We start from the raw sequence: 18,740 nt of genomic DNA on the forward strand, positions 1-18,740 counted from the left end.
CCTGGGGATTCCACCCCGGGTTTGCCTTCAGCATGGCCGGTAGGAACCCGGCTCAACCCAGGTGGGCCACCTCGGCCGCAATGGCTTCGGCCCGTGCCAGGTCGGCCCGGGCATGTGCCTCCAACCAATCGCACACGCGCGGCAATACCTCCTGCCACTGAAACCGTTTCGCCCTTTCCCACGCTTTACGCCTGCATGCCTCGTACGCGGCTGGCGCCTGCCAAACCCGGGCCACCATCTCGGCAAGCTCCTCCGGGCGTTCGCGCGCCACCACCCAGCCGGTCCGACCGTGCAAGGTGGAATCCACCAGCCCGTCCACGGGATACACCACCGCCGGGGTGCCCATGGCATTGGCCTCGAGGACATTCAGGCCCCAGCCTTCCCTCACGGAACTGTGAAGCAAGAAGTGCGCGCGGCGGAGTTCCTCATTCTTCTCGGATTCCGGCAATGGACCGGTGAATCGGATCTGCCGGGTGAGCCCCATCCGGTGGGCAAGTTGTTTCAGGGGCACCTCCATGGCGCCGCCGCCTACGACGGTCAGTTCCGCCGGCAGTCCGCGTTGGAGCAGGTGCCCCACCGCCTCGATGGCATGATCCACCCGTTTGTTCGGGGCGAGACGGGAGACCACGATCAACCGGACCGGTGGTGTCAGCGGTTTGGGTTCGAGCTCCGGAAGGGGAGGTGTATCACAGCCGTTGGGCAGCCAGGTGACGTTGCGGACTCCGTGAGCCTGCAGGGCACGCCGGGTGGAAGGCGAGGGCACCCAAAACGGCACGTTACGATACAGCCAGTGGGTCCACCGTTCCTGCCAACGGCCGATCCACCCCAACAACCCCGGATAAAACACCTGCCAGATGGGGCCCAGCACCTCGTGGATGTACGCCACGCACCGGGTGCCACACCACCAGGGTGCATACCACGGGATTCCGTGATGCTGGTCAATGACCAGGTCGAAACGGGGTTGCCGACGATACCACCGGAGGGCGGCGAGGATTGAAGTGCCCTTGCCACCGCCCCGGAGGAAGCAGATTCCATCCCGTTCGTATCGTGGCGCAGCTCCGGGAAAGGCGTTGGAAAACCAAAAAACCTCATGCCCGCGCTCCCGCAGCGCCCGCATGAAGGCCAGCGATACCCGTTCAGCTCCGCCTGCTTCCGGGTTTTCCGGGTCGCGCCAGTTCAACATCAGAAAACGCATATCCCATCCGGCTCCCGTGCCGGTCGTGGTCCGTACCCTACACCGCTGGGTACCGATTCGGGCCGCCCAATATGCTGGGATCGGCAGCCCGGCCCAAGAACGAATCCAATTCCCGGCAGACATTGCACCGTTTGCGTTTCGGTACTGTTCCGCCCCGAGATTTCGGCCGGGCTCACGAGAGGCGCCAACGTTGCCGGCTTGCCGCCGGGGAATCAGCAACCGGCCTGCCGCCGCCGGGCCCGCCCCTTGGCCGGGACCACCATTTCGCCGGGGCTCCCGGTCCTCAACGTGCGGATGGTTGGGTTGGTGCCGGTCGGCTTTCCCGTTACACCCTGGCGGTGCCCGATCCGGTCCGATATCCCAGGGCGTGCCGATTGGCCCAGAGTTCGCCCGGTTTGAAGAGACCAACCGGTGTAAGGATTCCCGTAACCAACTCGGCCGGTGTAATGTCGAATGCCGGGTTCCATGCCGGGCTGCCCGGGTTGGCCACGCGCACGGTGATGGGTTCCGGGCGGATCCGGGATCCCTTGGGCACCACCGGGGCGCCGCGGGCGCACAACACCTCCTCGGCGTCCCGTTCCTCGATGGGAATCTGCCGCGGCGACCGCAGGTGCCAATCCAGCGTCGAAAGGGGGATGGCCACATAGAAAGGAATGCCATGACGCCGGGCCAGAACGGCGAGCTGGTAGGTGCCGATCTTGTTCGTTACATCGCCGGTTCGCCCCAACACGCGGTCGCTGCCCACCAGCACCAGGTCCACCCGCCGCTGCTGCATCAGCAAGCCGACGGCAGTATCCGGAACGATTGTGTGCGGGATCCCGGCTTGCGCCAGTTCCCACGCCGTCAGAGCGGCTCCCTGGGACCGGGGGCGTGTTTCCGTGCAAAACACGTGAAACTTTATGCCGCGTTCCCGGGCGAGGTACAGGGGTGCGGTGGCGGTGCCATGGTCCACGCAGGCCAGACGTCCCGCGTTGCAGTGGGTCAGGAGGGAGATCCCGTCGTGTATCAAGCGCAAGCCTTGCTCCCCCAGGGCCCGGCATTCCAGGGCGCTCCGGTGGGCAAATTCTTCTGCCGCGGCCAGTGCCAGGGCCTGGCGCTCCGGCACCGTCCGGCCCCGGCGCATGGCATCAAGCACCTCCTGCATGGCGCGGGTCGGATCCACCGCGGTGGGGCGGGCATTCAGCAGGGTTGCATGGACCTGGCGTACGTGGGCCCGAAACCTCCGCAAATCGCGCCCGCCATACTCCCGAATGCCCTGTGCCAAACCGTACGCAGCGGCCGCGGCAATCGCCGGGGCACCGCGCACGACCATGTCCCGAATCGCCTGCGCCGTGGCCCGATGGTCGGGAGTACGAACCCAGACAACCCGGTGGGGCAACAGGCGTTGATCCAGTAGGCAAACCGAGTTGGTGTCCGCGTCAAAGCTGACGCTGCGCGGTCCGGTGGAACCACCTTTCATGGCCGGCTTCATGGGCCTCAGGAAATCATCTACAGCCATCTGCGGCCAGCCGGTTTTTGCCGGGGCCGGTGCGGTGGTGCCAGTGAAAAGCCGCGCCGCAATGAAACCTGCCGAACAGCGCGCCCCTTTCATGGACTTTGGGCGGGCTCCGCCGCGGCCGGGACGGAATGCTCCGCAGGCCCGGGAAGGTCCGACGCTTTCCACTCCAGGATCGGTTCGTAGAAAGAATTGCGCCGCACGGGCACCCGCCCCGACTCGCGAATGAGTTGCACCAGCTGCCATTCGGGCATGTGTTGGGGCGACCGCGCGCCAGCCATGTGGAAAATGTGTTCCTCGACGATTGTGCCGTGCAGGTCGTCGGCCCCGTAATGCAGGGCCAGTTGGGCCAGCTTCGGCCCGAGCCCCACCCAATAGGCCGTGATGTGATCGAAGTTGTCCAGGTAGAGGCGGCTCAGTGCCATCGTGCGGAGTGTGTCGTGGGCGGTCGGCGGGTGATGCACGGGCAGGTCGTTGTTGTCCGGTTGGTAGGGCAGGGGGATGAACCCCACAAAACCGCCGGTTTCGTCCTGCAAGGCACGGAGGCGACGCAAGTGGTCCACCCGGTGTTCCGCCTCCTCCACGTGACCATACAGCATCGTGCAGGTGCTGCGTCCGCCCATCCGATGCCAGATGCGGTGCACCTCCAACCATTCTTCGGCGGATTCTTTGCCCCGGGCAATGGCCTGCCGAACCCGGGGATCGAAAATTTCGGCGCCGCCGCCGGTCAGGCTGTCCAGCCCGGCTTCCCGGAGGGCCAACAGCGTATCCGCCACGGACTTTCGCGCCAGCCAGGCCAGGTGCAACACTTCGATGGCGGTGAAACACTTCAGGTGCAGTTGGGGACTCAGCGCCTTCAAGGCGCGCAGCATGTCGGTGTAGTACTGGAACGGCAGGCTGGGATGCAGCCCGCCCACAATGTGCAGCTCCGTGACTCCGAGGGCCAGCGCTTCCCGGGCCCTGGCGACAATTTCCTCCAGGGTCAGTTCAAATCCATTGCCATCCCGTTTCTTGCGGGCAAACGAGCAGAAGCGGCAGGAGAGGATGCAGTAGTTGGAATAGTTGATGTAACGGTTGACGATGTACGAGGCGCGGTTGCCGACCTTGCGTTCGCGTGCCAGGTCGGCCAACCGCCCCAGCGTGTGAAGGTCCGCATTGCACCAAAGGTCGAGGGCTTCCGCCTCGGAGAGGCGTCCACCGTGTTCGACCTTTCGGAACAACGGGGTCCAACGGCTTGACGAGCGAATGCTCCACATGCAGCGCGAATTCTAGGCGGGACATGGAGAGGAGGCAAACGGACGCCGCCGCCCGGTTGGTCCGTTGACCATGCGGTGTGCTCTTCCGAGCAGAGGACAGCCTCCGGGGCGTCATATGGATTGGCCCCGGGCGCGACGATTGTCCAACACTGTATTGCTGCCGTGTCTTCAATTGGGACATACACGGCTGGTGTTGGCGGTCGGCCGGACCAGGAACGACCGGCATGGCGTGGGACGGCACGAGTCCTGCTTCTTCGCCGGGCGATGATGCCCGCCCTGAAAAGGCTGAAACTCCAAAAGCGTGGCGGTTTTACCCTGGCCGAGGCCGTGCTGGCCCTGGGGGTGCTGAGCTTTGTTGTGGTGCTCTGCTTGAGCGCCATCTCCTTCAGCCGGGTGACATCCTACAAGGCCAAGGAGGAAGCCGTGGCGATGGGATTTCTGGAACACTACGCCGAGTTGCTGCGCGGATTGCCTTTTGCTCAGGTGCTTCCCGGGTGGCCGCTGAATCCTCTGCTCGACGGTACCGGCGGCGGTCCGAACATCCGCCTCCCCACCAACGACCAGTGGTTCGACCTGAACACGGACGATTACCTCGCGTTTCATCCTGATTTGATCTGGCTGGCTCATCGGAATCCCCAGATGCGCGTGGTCATGAGCACCACGACCGTGCTGGGACAACCGCATACGCGGCACTTGCGGTTGGAAATCCGATGGGACCCGCCATTGGGACGGGGCCAACCGCGGGTCCAACGCCTGGACGTCGTCCGCGTCAAGGACCTCTGATCCGGGGACCAACCATGAAGCTCGTTCCTGAGAAACATGCAGTGCCGGAGACCTCCGGGTACACGCTGGTGGAACTGATGGTCGCGGTTTCCATCGGGATTCTACTGGCCGGGGGCGGGGTGTTTCTGCTGGTGGAAGCTGCCAGGGAAAACCTGCGCACCGTGGCTGACGCGACCGTGGAACAGGAGTCGGCCCAGCTTCAGGCCCGCATCCAGGGCCTGCTACGACAGATGAGCAGCGCGGAAGGCGCCGTGTTCATCCTGCCCGTGAGCGAGGTGGTCGGTCTGCCCACCGGCTTTCAGGCGGTGATTGTGGGCCGCGGGCCGACGCCGGATTTCCCCAGGGCCGAGCTCCGGTTTGATCCCCAGACGGGGCGCGTCTGGTTTCGGGAGAACCGATTACAGCCCGCCACGGAAACAACCCTGTTCGAGAATCGGCCCGGGCGGGTCGTTTTGCGGCAACTGGTGTTTGCCCCTTCGCTCAAGGCGGACGGCAGCACGGACAACGGACTGATCCGGGTGTTCATGGAAATGGATGATGACGGGTTTGGCCGGCGCCGGCCCGAGATGAACAGCGCCCGGGTCCTACGTTCCTTCGTCGTCAAAATGCGGAACGCCTAGCAAACCAGGGGAGGCACAGCCATGAAACTGAGAGGATCGGGTCTTAAAAGGTGCAATTCCACCAGTGGAAGCACCCTGGTGACCGTGGTGGTGACAGGCGCCATCCTCGGCCTGGTCACGGCGGGGACCATGGCTCTGGGGTCGTTTCAACTTCGAATGGCCCACGGGCGGAACGACTGGATCGCAGCCTATCACCACGCAGAAAACGCCCTTCATTGGGCTGCCCAGATGATCGCCGATGCGTGGCCGGCCCCGTCTTCGGGCGTGTATGCGACCGCCGACGGGACCTTGAGCCTGCCATACATGCAAGAGGCCTTGCAGGGGTAGGGGAGTCGTTTTGCCGGCGCCCGTGTCACGGTGGTCAAGTCCAACCTGGTGGGTATGAACATCTATTGGATCACCGCCTCCGCCCGCGTGGGCGAGAAGGTCCGTACCATCGGGGCACGAATCGTCAAGAACCCTGCCAGCCGCGTCTTCGATTACGAGTATTTCCTCAACAACTGGGGGTGGTGGTGGGGCTCCACCATCACCGGAAACGGCGGTAACAGGGCCAACTGGGATTTTGATTTTCGGGGTCGTCCCTCGGTCAATGGAGTGATCCTTGCCAATGGGCTTATCACGGAGAACGGCGTGCCCGTGGATCCCTTCACCAGTACCCCGCCTTTTGGCGGGCTGGCAGGGGCCAATCCCTTGGCGTACGCCCATTGGGGTGTGCCCCGGGAACCCATGCCGAATCTGAAGGATCTCAGTTACTACGCGGCAAAGGCCATGATGGACCCCGCGCGGAACGGCATCTGGGTGGGTACACAACGGGTCGTGTATGGCGTGCATACCAACGCCCAGAAGCCCGGCCTGTACCTGGAGGGGACCTATGACCGGCCCATCGTCATCAGCAACACCGTGGTGGTTCCGGGCGATGTCGTCATCAAAGGGTACATCACCGGGCGGGGCACGCTGTACGTGGGCGGCAACCTGTACATTGCCGGGGATCTGATGTATCGAAACGGACCCAGCTTCGCCACGCCGCCCGAGACCATGTCCCCATCCCAGCGGGATGCATGGGTCCAGAACAACCAAAACAAGGACCTTGTCGCTTTCGCCGTCCGGGAGTGCATCCTGGGTGGAGACGTGACCAGCGCGAACTGGGTGACGTATTGTTACAATCCTGAGGGGTACGGTCTTCGGAACGTCGGGAGCGAATTGAATCTGGGGGCCGACGGCATCCTCCATACGGGCGATGATGGAATCCCTTTCCTCCATCCCGACGGCACCTGGAGTGCCTGGTATGACGCGGATGAAGACGGCGTCATGGATGGAAACTACGACTACAACACGCAGCTCAACATGACCACCAGTCGCGCCTCCAAGATCCAGGGGTATCCCACCACGCAGTCGGGTACTCCGGTGGCCTACAGTTCGGTGGCTTCCAACAACATGAATCGCCTGGACGGGATTTTCTACACCAACCACGCCGCAGCTATGCGGCTGGCCAAGGCCAACGCCGTCATCAATGGCGTATTGGTGAGCCGCGACGAGGCAATTATTTTCAACGGCTCGCTTCGCCTCAATTACGACTCCCGGGTCCACAGCCGATACAACCGCAACCCGAACCTGCTGATTGACCTCGGATTGCCGGTGGCCGGATTGATCAGCCTGTCCGATTATCGGGAGTTGCCCCCCGAAACCGGAACGCTGTGATGCGAAGGGCCTTCACCCATGAACCTGCGGCTTTACACGACTCACGGAACCCATCGGAACGGCTGGAAGGGCCAGGTCAGGTGCGGATCCCGACGGCGGGCCCAGCCCCTCGCTGCGGGCCGGGGTTTGGGGCATTCCCGGCTCGGCACCCATGCCGCCGTCAACGGACTTTGGAATCTGCATGGCCGATGCCGTCGGGGGATCGTCGTGTTGGTGACGACCACTGTGGCATTCCTGGTCAGTCTGGTCGTGGCATGCCGGGTGGAGGCAGCTTTTGCCGAGATACCCGGGCTTGGTCCCGGCGATGAGGAAGAAATTGCCGCTCGCCTGCGCCAGGAAGGCGAGTTGTCCCTGGCGGAAAAGATCCGAGTGGGCCGGGAACGTTACGAACAGCGCCTTGCGCTGAAGCGTGCCCTTTCCCAAGACCTTCGCGCCCGCTTGGAACTGTACCGGATCGAAACCGGGCGAACCCAGACCATGGAATCTCCGCAGAACCAGCCGCAGGACGCGTCATTGCCGGCTTCCGGCGGGATGCCCATGTGGGGCTGGTACCTGACCGGGCTGTTGGGGGTTCTGTCGCTTTGGCTGATTCACCGCACGCGACGCGGGGCTGCGTGCGCATCATACCTCTTGTAAACACCCCGCGGTCCCGACGTTTGTCACCCTTTTTCAAGTTGGCCCGGGAACTGCTGTCCTGTGGGCGGACAACCGGGTTACGCAGGTTGTAGCTGGTGGAAGGAAGGCATCGGTCATGACGTTGAGCTGGTTCCAAGGCGGATCCCGAAAAAGGGATCAGGTGGTTGCGGTGGACCTGGGGCGGCGTTGCACCAAGGCGGTCCTGATTGAAAACCGCGGAGAGGGCGCGAGCCTGAAGCGCTATGCGATTCTGGAGGCGCCGGTTGCGGAGAAGGAGCCGTCGGCAGCCCTGTTGACGGAACATTTGCGCGCAGTGACGCAGTCGCTGGAGACTCGCGCTCCGTTGCTTTCACTGGCGATCGGTGTGGATGAAACCATCGTCCGATACGCGGAACTCCCGCAGATGCCCATTCCCGACATGCGACAGGTCTTGAAAACCAGCAGCAAACTTTATCTGCAACAGGACCTGCCGGGGTACGTCTTTGATTGCTGGCCGGTCAACGGCAGGGCGGAGTCTTCAGGTTCCGAGAAGGCAAAAGCGCCGAACCTCCCCAAGCAGAAGGTGCTGGTTGCAGGTGCAAAGAAAACCTGGGTGGACACGCTCCATACGGCGATCAAAGGGGCAGGCTGCATGGCAGGGGATGTGGTGCCCGGGCTGGTGGCCCCCATCAATGCCCTGGAAAAGGCCGAACCCGAACTGTTTCAGCGCGAGGTCGTCGCGCTGGTGGATCTGGGGTTCCGTCACTCCAGCGTGTGCATTCTTCAGGAAGGGGAGCTGGTTCTTACCCGCGTCCTGGCGATGGGCGGCGACCAGATTACCCAGGGGCTTGCGGACACCATGGGCATCAGCTACGCCGAAGCCGAGGGGATCAAACTCGGGATGCCCGGCGAGGTGCGGGAACAGCTGTTTGCCCTGATTGCCCCGTTGGGTCGAGAACTGAAGGCGTCCCTGGACTTTTACGAACATCAAAATGACCGCCCCGTAACCCATGTGCTCGTGTCCGGCGCAGGCGCGGCCGCCGAGTGGATCCTGCAGGCTCTGCAGGCCGAGCTGGTGGCAGAATGCCGCACATGGGATCCCACGGCAGGTCTTCAACGCGCGTTGCCCCCGCAACAACTCGCCGAGCTGGAACAGGTCGCGCCCCAGCTGTCGGTCGCGGTGGGAACCGCCCTGGCCACGCTTTGAGCCTATGCCCATCCGACTGAATCTTCTGGCCGAAGCACAGGCGTTGGAGGAAGAACGCCGCAGAGATCCCGTGAAACGGGCCCTGCTTGCAGCAGTTGCCCTGGTGATCTGCAGCTTGCTGGGCAGCCTCATCTTTTACTCACGGGTCCTGATCCAAAACAGTGAATTGGCGGGGCTGCAGACACAGTGGCAGCTTCTTCAGAAGGACTACGAACAGGCCAGAGATCATGAAAAGCGCCTGGCCGAGGTGCGACAGCGCCTGGCGGCACTGCATCAGCTGGCAACCAACCGGTTCCTTCAGGGCAATCTGCTCCAGGCGCTCCAAAAGGTTGCGCTCCCGGATGTGCCGCTCACCAGGCTCAAAGTGGAGCAGTTTTATGTGCTGACCCCGCCCACGCCCGGGAAAACGAATGCAGCCGGACGGCTCACCCAGCCGCCGAAACCCGCCACCGCCACCGAGCGGATCTTGATTACCTTGGACGCGCGCGATGAGAGCCCCAATCCGGGCGACCTGGTCACCGTTTACAAAGATCGCCTCAGCCGGGAACCACTCTTCAAGGAATTGTTGGGCAGCAAGGGTGAGGTGGTTCTGCGCAACCTTGCTCCACCGGTTCAGGACCCGCGAACCGGTCAGGGTTTTGTCGCATTCACCCTGGAATGCCGACTGGAGGAGAGAGTCCGATGAAACGGTTGTCGAGCGAAAAAAAACGCCAGCTGGGGATGGTGGCCGTGGGCACGCTGATAGCCCTGGCCGGGGTGTGGTACGGACTGATCCGCCCGCAGCAGACCAGCCTGGAGAACACGAGGCGCGAAATTGAAAACCTGCAGCGCCAGCTTGCGGAGGCGAGGAAGGTTCTCCAACGGGCCCCGGAAATCAGCGACGCCCTGGAACAGGCCGCCACGGAGCTGGAACACTGCGAAGAGCAAATGGCCTCGGGGGATTACTATGCCCACCTGATCAATCAGATCCGGCAGTTCCGTGCGGATTATCCCGTGGACATCCCCCAGTTCAGCACCATCAGCGGTCCCGCGCCCGTGGATTTGTTGCCGCGCTTTCCCTATCAACAGGTGAGTCTGACCATTGCCGGGACGGCATACTACCACGATCTGGGGCGATTCCTGGCGGATTTCGAAAACCGCTATCCCTACTGGCGATTCAGAAACCTGGAGCTGGAACCCGCACCCGCCACGGACCCCGGCCGTGCACCTGAACAGGTGGCGTTCCGGCTCACCGTTGTGGCCCTCGTCCGGTCGGGATCATGAAGAGGATACCCACAATGAAACACCCAACATCGCTTGTGGTCGTTTCGGCCTTGGTCTGCACGGTCGTTGCGGCATCCACCTTGATTGGTGGAGCGTCCGCTGCAACCGACAGCGGCACCAACCAACCCTCGCGCGAGATCCCCCGGTCCGTTTTCGAGGTTCCCACCAACCCGGAACAGGGCAGGGATCCGTTTTATCCCAAATCGACGCGTCTGTTTGGTATCCGCACGACTTCCACCAATGCGGCGCCGGTGTCCCGCGTCACCTTTCTCCTTCGCGGCCTGGCCGGTGCCCCCGGCCAACGGCTGGCCACCCTCACGGTTAAAGAATCCCCGGGCCGCAGCCTGATCCTGGCGGAGGGCGAAACCACGAGCCTCCGCCTGCCGGGCGGCGAGATCCGCGTGCGCTGTGTCTCAATCGAGGACGACCGTGTCCTGGTGGAAATCAACGGTTCCCGACAAGAACTTCGTTTGCGGGACGGGTTTTGACTTGTGGAAGACAATTTCGGACACGGACAGAACAGGTTTTGGGAGCACCGACTCATGAGATCGCCGTCCCAGTTGGTGACCAAGGCCATGTATGGGGGACTGTGAAGCGTTGGCACACCGTGTGCTCCCCTCCAAGCATGGCCCTGGAGTCAGGACCGCAACCACGTGACGTGACACCGGTTATGAAACTGAACCAACTCGGAAATGGAGGGACCATGTTGGGTGTACAAGCGAGCCGACGGCGAATGAGCGCCCTGGCAATGGGTCGTGGGGTGTGGGGCGGACCCAACTCCATCCCGGGACGCGCAGCTCGAGGAATCTCCGTGCTTTCAGCCCTGCTCCTGGGGGTGGGCACTGGGATGCCAATCAAGGCCCAGGAAGGTGAAGCAAAGGCGGACGATCAACCCCGGGCGGCTCAGCAGGGTGCTCCGGCAGGAAGCGGCCAGAGCGAACCGACATCGGCGGGCCGTGGCGCACCTCAGGGCACGAATGTGGTCATTCCGCTGATCGTCATGGATGACCTGCCGCTGACTGATGCGATTCGGAACCTGGCCCGTCAGGCGGGCTTGAATTATCTGATGGATCCCAAGGTGAATTTCGGCATGCCCGGGCCCGATGGAAAGATTGTCCCGATGCCCAACGTTTCCATCCGATGGGAGAATGTGACGGCGCAGCAGGCACTTGAAGCGCTGTTGAACAACTACGATTTGCAGCTGGTCCAGGATCCGAAGACCGGAATTGCGCGCATCACCGTGAAGGACCCGGATGCACCGGATCCCCTGGTGACACGGATCATCCAGCTCAAGTATGCCAATCCATCCAATGTGGTGGCCGTGGTCCAGAGCACGTTGACCGACAAGCGGAGCAGGGCGCTACCGGACGTGCGGACCAGCCAGATGGTGGTGGTCGCCACGGAAAAAGAACTCATGGCGATGGAGGAATTGATCGAGCGCCTCGACGTGCCGCCTCGTCAGGTGCTCATCGAGGCGCGCTTGATGGAGATCTCCCGCAGCCCGAGCACGATCAAGGGCATTGACTGGGGCAACACCCTGGAAGGTCAAAATGTCAGCTTCGGCAACGGCGTGACAGCTGCGGAGACGGTGACGACCGTTCCGGGAAGCAGCCGGCGCTATGATCGGAGCACCACGATGACGACGGTGGCCGGAGCCGGGGGTCTGTCTCTGAACACGTTCAACGGGTTTAACCCGAACATTGCCTTCCTGAACGCGGACGGTGTTCGGGCCGTGCTGTCGTTCCTGAACAAGGACGCTGATACCCAGGTGATTTCCACGCCGCGGGCGGTGACACTGGACAACGAGACGGCACGCCTGGCAGTGACGCGTGCGGTCCCCATTTTCCGGGTTCAGGCGAGCACGCAAAACACCACTGGCGGGTCCGAGGTTCTTTACACCAACCTGGGCACGGTATTGGCCGTCACCCCGCGGATTACCGCCAATGACCACATCTTCCTGAAGGTTGTGCCCGAAGTGTCCAGCATCTTCCGAACGGTGCAAAAGCGCGTCCTGGACACAATCAACGAGGCCGATGAGTACGACATTCGGAAGGTGGAGACGCAGGTGCTGATTCCCAATTCGCATACACTTGTGATGGGCGGCCTGATGAGCGACTCCACGAAAAACATCTACAGCAAAGTGCCGGTGCTCGGCGACCTGCCCCTGCTGGGCATGGCGTTCCGGCACGAAAACAAGGCCATGGACAAAAAGAACCTGCTGATTTTCATCACGCCCACCATCCTGAAGGACAATGACTTTGTTCCGGCGCAGACTGATTTCCTGAAGTCACGGCCCACGGAAATCTCGGGCGGGATTGATCCCGACAGCCTCTGGGAGGGTGCACGTCCGTCGGACTGGAGCCGCGTGAAACCCAGGACCGGCCGAGAGCCCGTGTTTCAAGAGCCGGCCATGACGCCGGGTGGGTTGGGAATGTAGGGGCAACAACTGCACCCGGTCCTCAAGGCCGCACGGATTCCGGATCGTGCGGCCTTTAGTGTTGTTGCGTTTGGTGTGGGAACCAGCAAGAGGGGCAGGGAACGGAATGGCGGAGGGGTGCCGAAACCGTTCCAGCTGGCGCGCCAGCTCCGTTGTCAACCGGGCCCGGCCACGGAAAGGGCATGCGGCGCGGGGTAGCCAGAGATGGGTTCGGTTATCGTGGAGATTCGACCGAACCCTGACCGAGGCGGCGCAGCAGCTCGAACGGATAGATGCCGGTGGCGTGGCCATCGGCCCATTCGGGTCGGAGACCGTAGCTGCCGACCCGGTGCAGGGCGCGCAAGGCAAAGGAAGCGGTGGTGAGGGGTGGTTGCAGAGGCACGGCACGGTGCCCGAGAAGGTCGCCTTCGCCCTGGCACATCGCACAGGGACAGGCCCGGCGCAGCCGTTCCAACGGGATGTACGATTCGCAGCCGTCCTGCCATTTGATGGCCAGTTCCGTGCCGATGACCTGAACATCCACCGGTTGCATACCGGCATGATGCTGCACGGGCAGGCAATTGTCCACGGAGACGGAAAAGGGGTTCGCCCCACCCGAAAGCGCCTGTGCGCACGGGGACGGCAGGGTTCACTGGCGCGGCTCACTCCGGAGACGGCATGTTGTGGATTTGTGCACGCACGACGGCGGAAGGTGTCTCCTTATGTGGCCCGGGACTCAGCGCCGGTCATTCGCCAGGCGGGGACATTCGGTGTGATCCCGGGAGAAACGGTTTTTGTTTCAAGACGTGAGCCAAACGGCTTCGGCAGCGCCTTGGACCTGTGGCAACCCTTCGCGGCAACCGGGGATGCGTCCGGTCCAACGCGCGGTGCGAAGACAAAGAAAAGTGGCAGGGGGTTGCTGGCGCCGCAGAAAGGTCTTGCCGTGAATGAGAGGAAGGGGTTGCATGGCAGTGGAGTGATGATCCCGGATGGACGTGGGCTCGAGACCGCCGGTAACTGCCGCCCGCAGAGCTGGCTGCGGTGGGGCCGGGCCACCCGTGCGGTTATCGGTGCAGTCTTGTGGATGGCGTGGAGTGGCGCGTGGGGGGCGCCGTTCCAGACACAGTTCGAGTTCCAGCAGCCGGACGGAAGCCGGGTGTGGATTCGGGGCCGGGGCGACGAGTTTCATGCGCATTTCGAAACGCTCGACGGTTACACGGTGGTGTTTGATCCGGCCCGGCGCGCTTATTGCTTTGCTCAGCGTGGCACGGACGGGCGGTTGAGCTCCACGGGGGTACCGGTGCATCTCGATCGGCCCGAGCGGTTGGGACTTCCGAAGGGTTTGCAGGCCAGCGGCGAGGTCATCCGAGCCGAGGCTGCAGAGCGACGGCGTCGGTGGGAGGAGGTCATGGAGATCGGGAGGCGGTGGGAGGAGCTCAAGGCGTGGCAGCGGGCGCGGGAGAGGTCGGAGCTCACGGCAGCGGCGGTGTCGGCACCGACCCTGGGGACCAAGGTGGGACTCTGTTTGCTGGTTGATTTCGAGGATGAGCCCGCCACCATTCCCCGGGAGGAGATCGAGGCGTTCTGCAATGCGGATGACTACGCAGGCTTCGGCAACAACGGGTCGGTCAAGAAATACTTTCTCGACGTATCCCGGGGCCTGCTGACCTACTCAAATGTGGTCACGGTGTATGTGCGGATTCCCAACAGCGTGCATCCCAGGAGCTATTACAACGACCCCACGAAGGACTCCGGAGAACAGGCGAACGAGTTGATTCGGGATGCGATCCGGCTGCTCAAGGGAATGCCCAACTACACGACGGACATTTTGCCGGCGCTGCGTTCGTTGACCGTGGATGCGCAGAATCGCGTCGTGGCGTGCAATGTGTTTTATGCGGGCGACAACGGAGGTGTGTGGAGCAAGGGTTTGTGGCCGCATGCCTGGGTCCTTCAGCGCGTGGGTGCGCAGGAACTGTGGCCCGGGGGTGCGAAGGTGTGGTTTTACCAGGTCAGCAACATCGGCAACCGGTTGGAGCTGGGCACGTTTGTGCATGAGAACGGCCATCTCCTCTGCGGGTTTCCGGACTTGTACGATTATGATTACGACTCCAAGGGCGGCGCAGGTGTGTTTTGTCTGATGGGGTATGGGGCGTTTGACCTGAACCCCGTCCAGGTGTGTGCGTACTTGAAGCGGGCTGCAGGCTGGGCAACCGTGACGGAGTTGACGGCAAGTTCGGCGTTGCTGGCAACGGTGACAGCCATTCCGGGGCCGGAGTTCAACCATTTCTACCGTTACCGGAAGCCCGGGAGCTCGACCGAATACTTCCTGCTGGAGGCGCGTCATCGGTCGGGACGGGATGCGCGGTTACCTGCCTCGGGCGTGGCGATCTGGCACATTGACGAGCTCGGCGACCGGGACAACCAGAGCCGCACCCCCAACACGCGTCATCAGAATTTCGAGGTTACGCTGATTCAGGCGGACAATCGCTGGGACCTGCACCAGAATGTGAATGCCGGCGATGCCGAGGACCTTTATTACGCGGGCAATCGCGCCGCGGGGTATGCGAATGAATTCTCCGACCATACGGCGCCGGCGGCGCGATGGTGGGATGGAAGCCCGAGCGGCCTGCGCGTTCACTCGTTCAGTGCGCCCGGGCCGGTGATGGAATTTGTCGTAGGGAATCCCGACCTGGCCCCAAGGGTGGTCGAGGGGCCCCGGGACGTATATGCGCGGGAAGGGACGCAGGTTCGTTTTACCGTTCGGGCGGTCGGGATAGAGCCGCTCTATTACCAGTGGTACAGAGACGGTCGGAGCATTCCCGGCGCCACGCAGACCGAGTGGGTGATGGACCCGGTGCGGTTGACCGATGCCGGTTCGTACGCGGTGACGGTCTCGAACCGGTTCGGCTGGGTGACCTCGGATGAGGCGGTGTTGGTGGTGGTGCCGGGGATGAGCCTGGCGGAGGCGGTGGATGCGACCGCTTGGGAATGGCATTCGGATGGTGATTTTGAGTGGTTCGGACAGAGCCATGTTTCGTATGACGGTGTGGATGCGGCGGCCAGCGGGTACATCGGGCACAACCAGTCGTCGCGGCTTTGGACGGTGTTACCCGGCCCGGGGCTGCTGCGGTTTTACTGGAAGGTTTCCTCCGAGCCCGACCGGGATCGGCTGCAGTTGCGCGTTAACGGGATGGAGATTGCGGCGATCTCGGGCGAGGTGAGCTGGCGGGAGGAAAACCTATGGCTCAGACCCGGCTATCAGACCGTGGAGTGGGTCTATAGCAAGGACGGATCGGGCTCGATGGGGGAGGATCGCGGGTGGGTGGACCAGGTGATGTTTGTGTTGAACCCCATGGCCCCGGAGATCCGGACCCAGCCCGTCGGTCAAGCCGTCCTGCGGGGGCAACCAGTGACGCTGACGGTGGTGGCCGAGGGCACGCCACCGCTGCGGTACCAGTGGTATCGGAACGGGCAACCGGTGCCGGACGCGACCGGACCGGTGCTGGCATGGAGCGCGATGAATGATTCGTTGGCCGGTATCTGGCAGGTGGTGGTGACCAACGACTACGGGTCTGCGGTGACGGAGCCGGTGGAGCTGTCGATGACGTTGCTGGGTAGCAGTGGAGACAACACGTGGGGACAACTCCGGGCGCCTGCCACGGCCACGGACATTGTGTCGGTTGCGGCCGGGTTGTGGCACACGCTGGCGCTGCGCCGGGACGGCCGTGTGCTGGCCTGGGGCCACAATTTTCAAGGCCAATGCAACGTGCCGACGAATGTGGTGGGTGCGGTGGCCGTGGCTGCCGGGGGATACCATAGTCTGGCGGTGTTGCGCGACGGGACCGTGGTGGGGTGGGGCGGCAACGGGTCCGGGCAGGCCCGGCCGCCGGCCGGGCTGCGGGATGTGGTGGGCGTGGCTGCAGGCCACTGGCACAGCGTGGCGGTTACCGGGGACGGTCGTGTGGTGACGTGGGGAGATGGGAGTGCCGGCCAACTGCAGGTGCCCGCCGGGGTGCGGGACGTGATGGCGGTGGCGGCGGGCGCCCGGCACACTCTTGCATTGACGCGTGACGGACGTGTCCGGGCCTGGGGTGACAACCGGAATGCGGCGGGCATGTGGGTCGGCCAGGCAGTGGTACCTCCGGGTTTGTCGAACGTGGTGGCGATTGCGGCGGGCGCCTATCATAGTCTGGCGGTGACGCGGGATGGTCGGGTGATGGGTTGGGGTGACAACAGCCGGGGCCAAATTCAGATTCCCGACGGCTTGACTGGAGCGGTCTCGGTGTCGGCTGGTGCCGAGCATTCGCTGATCTTGCTGGCGGATGGTTCGGTGGTTGCTCTGGGAGGTAACGCGCGCGGACAGTGCGACCGGCCCTCAAACGAACCGGTGGCGTGGGTGTCGGCCGGTGGTTACCACAGCGTGTATTTGCTGGAGTCGCAGATGGAGCCGCGTCTGGTGCGGTATGGCATGAGGGGAGCAGGGTTCCGGCTGTGGGCGCAGGGTTGGCCGCGGGCACGGTATGTGCTGGAGCGGGCGGATCGCTTGGATTCGCCGGTGTGGGTGCCGGTGGAGGTTGTGCAAGGTCAGGCGGGCTTGGTCCGTGCGGAGGATCCGGGTCCGCTGCCGAGCGCAAGGTTCTACCGTGTACGGGAGCGGTAAGGGATTCAGACCGCACGAGTGGCATCTGCTTGAGCCGGAGTGGGTGGAGCGTCGTTTAACCCGGCCCGGCTTGCTGTACAAAAGGTCCGGGGAAGATTCCCGCCTCAAGTTTGCTCCGCGTTCGTCGTTCTCCGTGGCAGGCGCAAAAGTGGGCGCCGGCCGGTGTCCGCATGGTCATGTGCCTGCTGTTGTGGGGCCCGGGGTGTTGTGACGGGCTGGGCTGATCCGTGTTGGCGGCGGCTCAGGGTGGGGACCCGGGTCATGCAGGTTGTTGTTGGGTGAGACAGTGCAGTGTGCCGAGACCGAGGACGAGATCCACGGCGTGGATACCGACCACGGGGCGGTCGGGGAAGAGCTCGCCGAGGATTCCCAGGGCGAGGCGATCCTTCGGGTCGTTGAACGTGGGCACGAGGACTGCAGCATTGCCGATGTAAAAGTTGGCGTAGCTGGCGGGGAGTCGGTATCCGTCGAAGGTGATCGGGGCGGGCATGGGCAGTGCGATGACCTGGGGACGGGACCCGTCCTCAAGTCGGAGATCCGGCACGAGTTCCCAGTTCTCCTCCAGCCGCCGGTAATTGGGGTCGCGGGGGTTGGATTCGCGGACCATGACGATGGTGTTTCGGTTTACGAATCGGGCCAGGTCGTCCACGTGCCCGTGAGTGTCATCGCCCACGATCCCGCTTTTGAGCCACAGGACATTGCGGACGCCCAGGTGCGCTTGCAAAGCGGCTTCGTAGTCGCGGCGGCTGAAGCCGGGGTTACGGACCTGAATCTCGGGGTGGAGCAGGCATTCTTCGGTGGTCAGGAGGGAGCCGGATCCGTTGACATCGACGGCGCCGCCCTCAAGCACGAAGGGCCGGCCGTTCCAGAATGCTTCGAAGAGGGGCATACCGAGATGCCGGGCTGCTGCTTCCGGCACCTGGCGGTCCCGGCGCCAGTTGGGGTATTTGGCCCAACCGTTGAAGTGGAACTGGACGATGGCGCGGGGATGGGGGCGTTGGGAGCGGGTGACAAAAATGGGGCCGGAATCGCGGGTCCAACTTCTGTTGGTGGGGTGATGGAAGAATAGGACCCGGGACAACGGGCAGCCAGCACGGTGCAGATATTGTCGGGCGCGGGCTTCTTCAGCGGCGTTTCGCACCATGAGATGGATGCGTTCGCCGGGGACAAGTTTGCGAACAATTTCAGTGTAGACCCACCGGATGGTGTCGAGTTTGCCCGGCCAATCGGACGCGAGGTGGGGCCAGGCCAGCCAGGTGGCCTCGTGGGGCGCCCATTCCGGCGGCATGCTGTAACCCAGCGCCGCCGGGGTGCGGTCGGAGTGTCGGATGTCGTGTTGCTGCTTTCCGCCCATGACGGCGGGCAAGATAGTTGGCCCGGCGCGAAAGTCGATCCGCAGGTGCGACAGGGTTGTGTGGCAATGGGGCGGGACTTTGGGGCTGGCGTTCGTGGGGGCCGTGGACCCTGCCCCGGCTGGCGGTGGACGCCCGGGGCAGGTCGAACCCTGTTCCACCGTGTGGCGCGGTACCTCC

Annotated in this window: 16 protein-coding genes; 11 read left to right on the forward strand and 5 right to left on the reverse strand. The window is 63.5% G+C overall.

Features of this window, described 5'->3' with window-relative positions:
- Positions 1–52: 52 nt before the first annotated feature.
- From G4L39_RS01870 to mqnE, 3 genes are all read right to left on the reverse strand, one after another.
- Complete coding sequence (locus G4L39_RS01870; RefSeq protein ID WP_165105475.1) at positions 53–1,195, reverse strand: glycosyltransferase family 4 protein; 1,143 nt, start codon at positions 1,193–1,195, stop codon at positions 53–55.
- 325 nt (positions 1,196–1,520) lie between these two features.
- Entirely contained in the window at positions 1,521–2,654 is a 1,134-nt protein-coding gene (mtnA, locus tag G4L39_RS01875; protein WP_205880705.1) for an S-methyl-5-thioribose-1-phosphate isomerase, read from the reverse strand.
- Positions 2,655–2,782: 128 nt separating this feature from the next.
- Entirely contained in the window at positions 2,783–3,946 is a 1,164-nt protein-coding gene (gene mqnE / locus G4L39_RS01880) for an aminofutalosine synthase MqnE (RefSeq protein WP_165105478.1), read from the reverse strand.
- 267 nt (positions 3,947–4,213) lie between these two features.
- Between mqnE and G4L39_RS01885 the strand changes: the two genes are divergently transcribed.
- The 10 genes from G4L39_RS01885 (at position 4,214) to G4L39_RS01930 (ending at position 12,569) form a co-directional block, all read left to right on the forward strand.
- Positions 4,214–4,729, forward strand: a complete 516-nt coding sequence (locus G4L39_RS01885; RefSeq protein ID WP_165105479.1) for a type IV pilus modification PilV family protein — start codon at positions 4,214–4,216, stop codon at positions 4,727–4,729.
- 14 nt (positions 4,730–4,743) lie between these two features.
- Positions 4,744–5,349: a PilW family protein gene (locus G4L39_RS01890; protein WP_165105480.1), complete on the forward strand. Its 606-nt coding sequence runs from the start codon at positions 4,744–4,746 to the stop codon at positions 5,347–5,349.
- A gap of 21 nt (positions 5,350–5,370) precedes the next feature.
- Positions 5,371–5,676 carry a hypothetical protein gene (locus G4L39_RS01895; RefSeq protein ID WP_165105481.1) on the forward strand — a complete coding sequence of 102 codons (306 nt, stop codon included), beginning with the start codon at positions 5,371–5,373 and terminating at the stop codon, positions 5,674–5,676.
- A 54-nt stretch (positions 5,677–5,730) separates the two neighbouring features.
- On the forward strand, positions 5,731–7,047 hold the full coding sequence (locus G4L39_RS01900) for a hypothetical protein (RefSeq protein ID WP_165105482.1): 1,317 nt from the start codon (positions 5,731–5,733) through the stop codon (positions 7,045–7,047).
- An 18-nt stretch (positions 7,048–7,065) separates the two neighbouring features.
- On the forward strand, positions 7,066–7,683 hold the full coding sequence (locus G4L39_RS01905) for a hypothetical protein (RefSeq protein WP_165105483.1): 618 nt from the start codon (positions 7,066–7,068) through the stop codon (positions 7,681–7,683).
- 115 nt (positions 7,684–7,798) lie between these two features.
- Positions 7,799–8,869, forward strand: coding sequence for a pilus assembly protein PilM (gene pilM, locus G4L39_RS01910; RefSeq protein ID WP_165105484.1), 1,071 nt, complete (start codon positions 7,799–7,801; stop codon positions 8,867–8,869).
- Between the two features lie 4 nt (positions 8,870–8,873).
- Positions 8,874–9,554 (forward strand): PilN domain-containing protein, encoded by a 681-nt coding sequence (locus tag G4L39_RS01915; RefSeq protein ID WP_165105485.1) that lies wholly within the window; start codon positions 8,874–8,876, stop codon positions 9,552–9,554.
- Positions 9,551–10,132, forward strand: coding sequence for a type II secretion system protein GspM (locus G4L39_RS01920; protein ID WP_165105486.1), 582 nt, complete (start codon positions 9,551–9,553; stop codon positions 10,130–10,132). The genes G4L39_RS01915 and G4L39_RS01920 overlap by 4 nt, the downstream gene beginning before the upstream one ends.
- Before the next feature lie 14 nt (positions 10,133–10,146).
- Positions 10,147–10,620, forward strand: coding sequence for a hypothetical protein (locus G4L39_RS01925; RefSeq protein WP_165105488.1), 474 nt, complete (start codon positions 10,147–10,149; stop codon positions 10,618–10,620).
- Between the two features lie 512 nt (positions 10,621–11,132).
- Positions 11,133–12,569 (forward strand): type II secretion system protein GspD, encoded by a 1,437-nt coding sequence (locus G4L39_RS01930; RefSeq protein ID WP_165105489.1) that lies wholly within the window; start codon positions 11,133–11,135, stop codon positions 12,567–12,569.
- A gap of 214 nt (positions 12,570–12,783) precedes the next feature.
- Here G4L39_RS01930 and G4L39_RS01935 read toward each other — a convergent pair whose 3' ends face one another.
- Positions 12,784–13,101 carry a DUF971 domain-containing protein gene (locus G4L39_RS01935; protein WP_165105491.1) on the reverse strand — a complete coding sequence of 106 codons (318 nt, stop codon included), beginning with the start codon at positions 13,099–13,101 and terminating at the stop codon, positions 12,784–12,786.
- A 531-nt stretch (positions 13,102–13,632) separates the two neighbouring features.
- Between G4L39_RS01935 and G4L39_RS01940 the strand changes: the two genes are divergently transcribed.
- On the forward strand, positions 13,633–17,208 hold the full coding sequence (locus G4L39_RS01940; RefSeq protein WP_165105492.1) for a M6 family metalloprotease domain-containing protein: 3,576 nt from the start codon (positions 13,633–13,635) through the stop codon (positions 17,206–17,208).
- Between the two features lie 259 nt (positions 17,209–17,467).
- On the opposite strand, the gene G4L39_RS01945 is transcribed toward G4L39_RS01940, so the two are convergent.
- Positions 17,468–18,562, reverse strand: a complete 1,095-nt coding sequence (locus tag G4L39_RS01945) for an agmatine deiminase family protein (protein WP_165105494.1) — start codon at positions 18,560–18,562, stop codon at positions 17,468–17,470.
- Positions 18,563–18,740 lie beyond the last annotated feature (178 nt).

Origin of the sequence: Limisphaera ngatamarikiensis (assembly GCF_011044775.1) — a bacterium.
GTDB classification, from domain to species: Bacteria; Verrucomicrobiota; Verrucomicrobiia; order Limisphaerales; family Limisphaeraceae; genus Limisphaera; species Limisphaera ngatamarikiensis.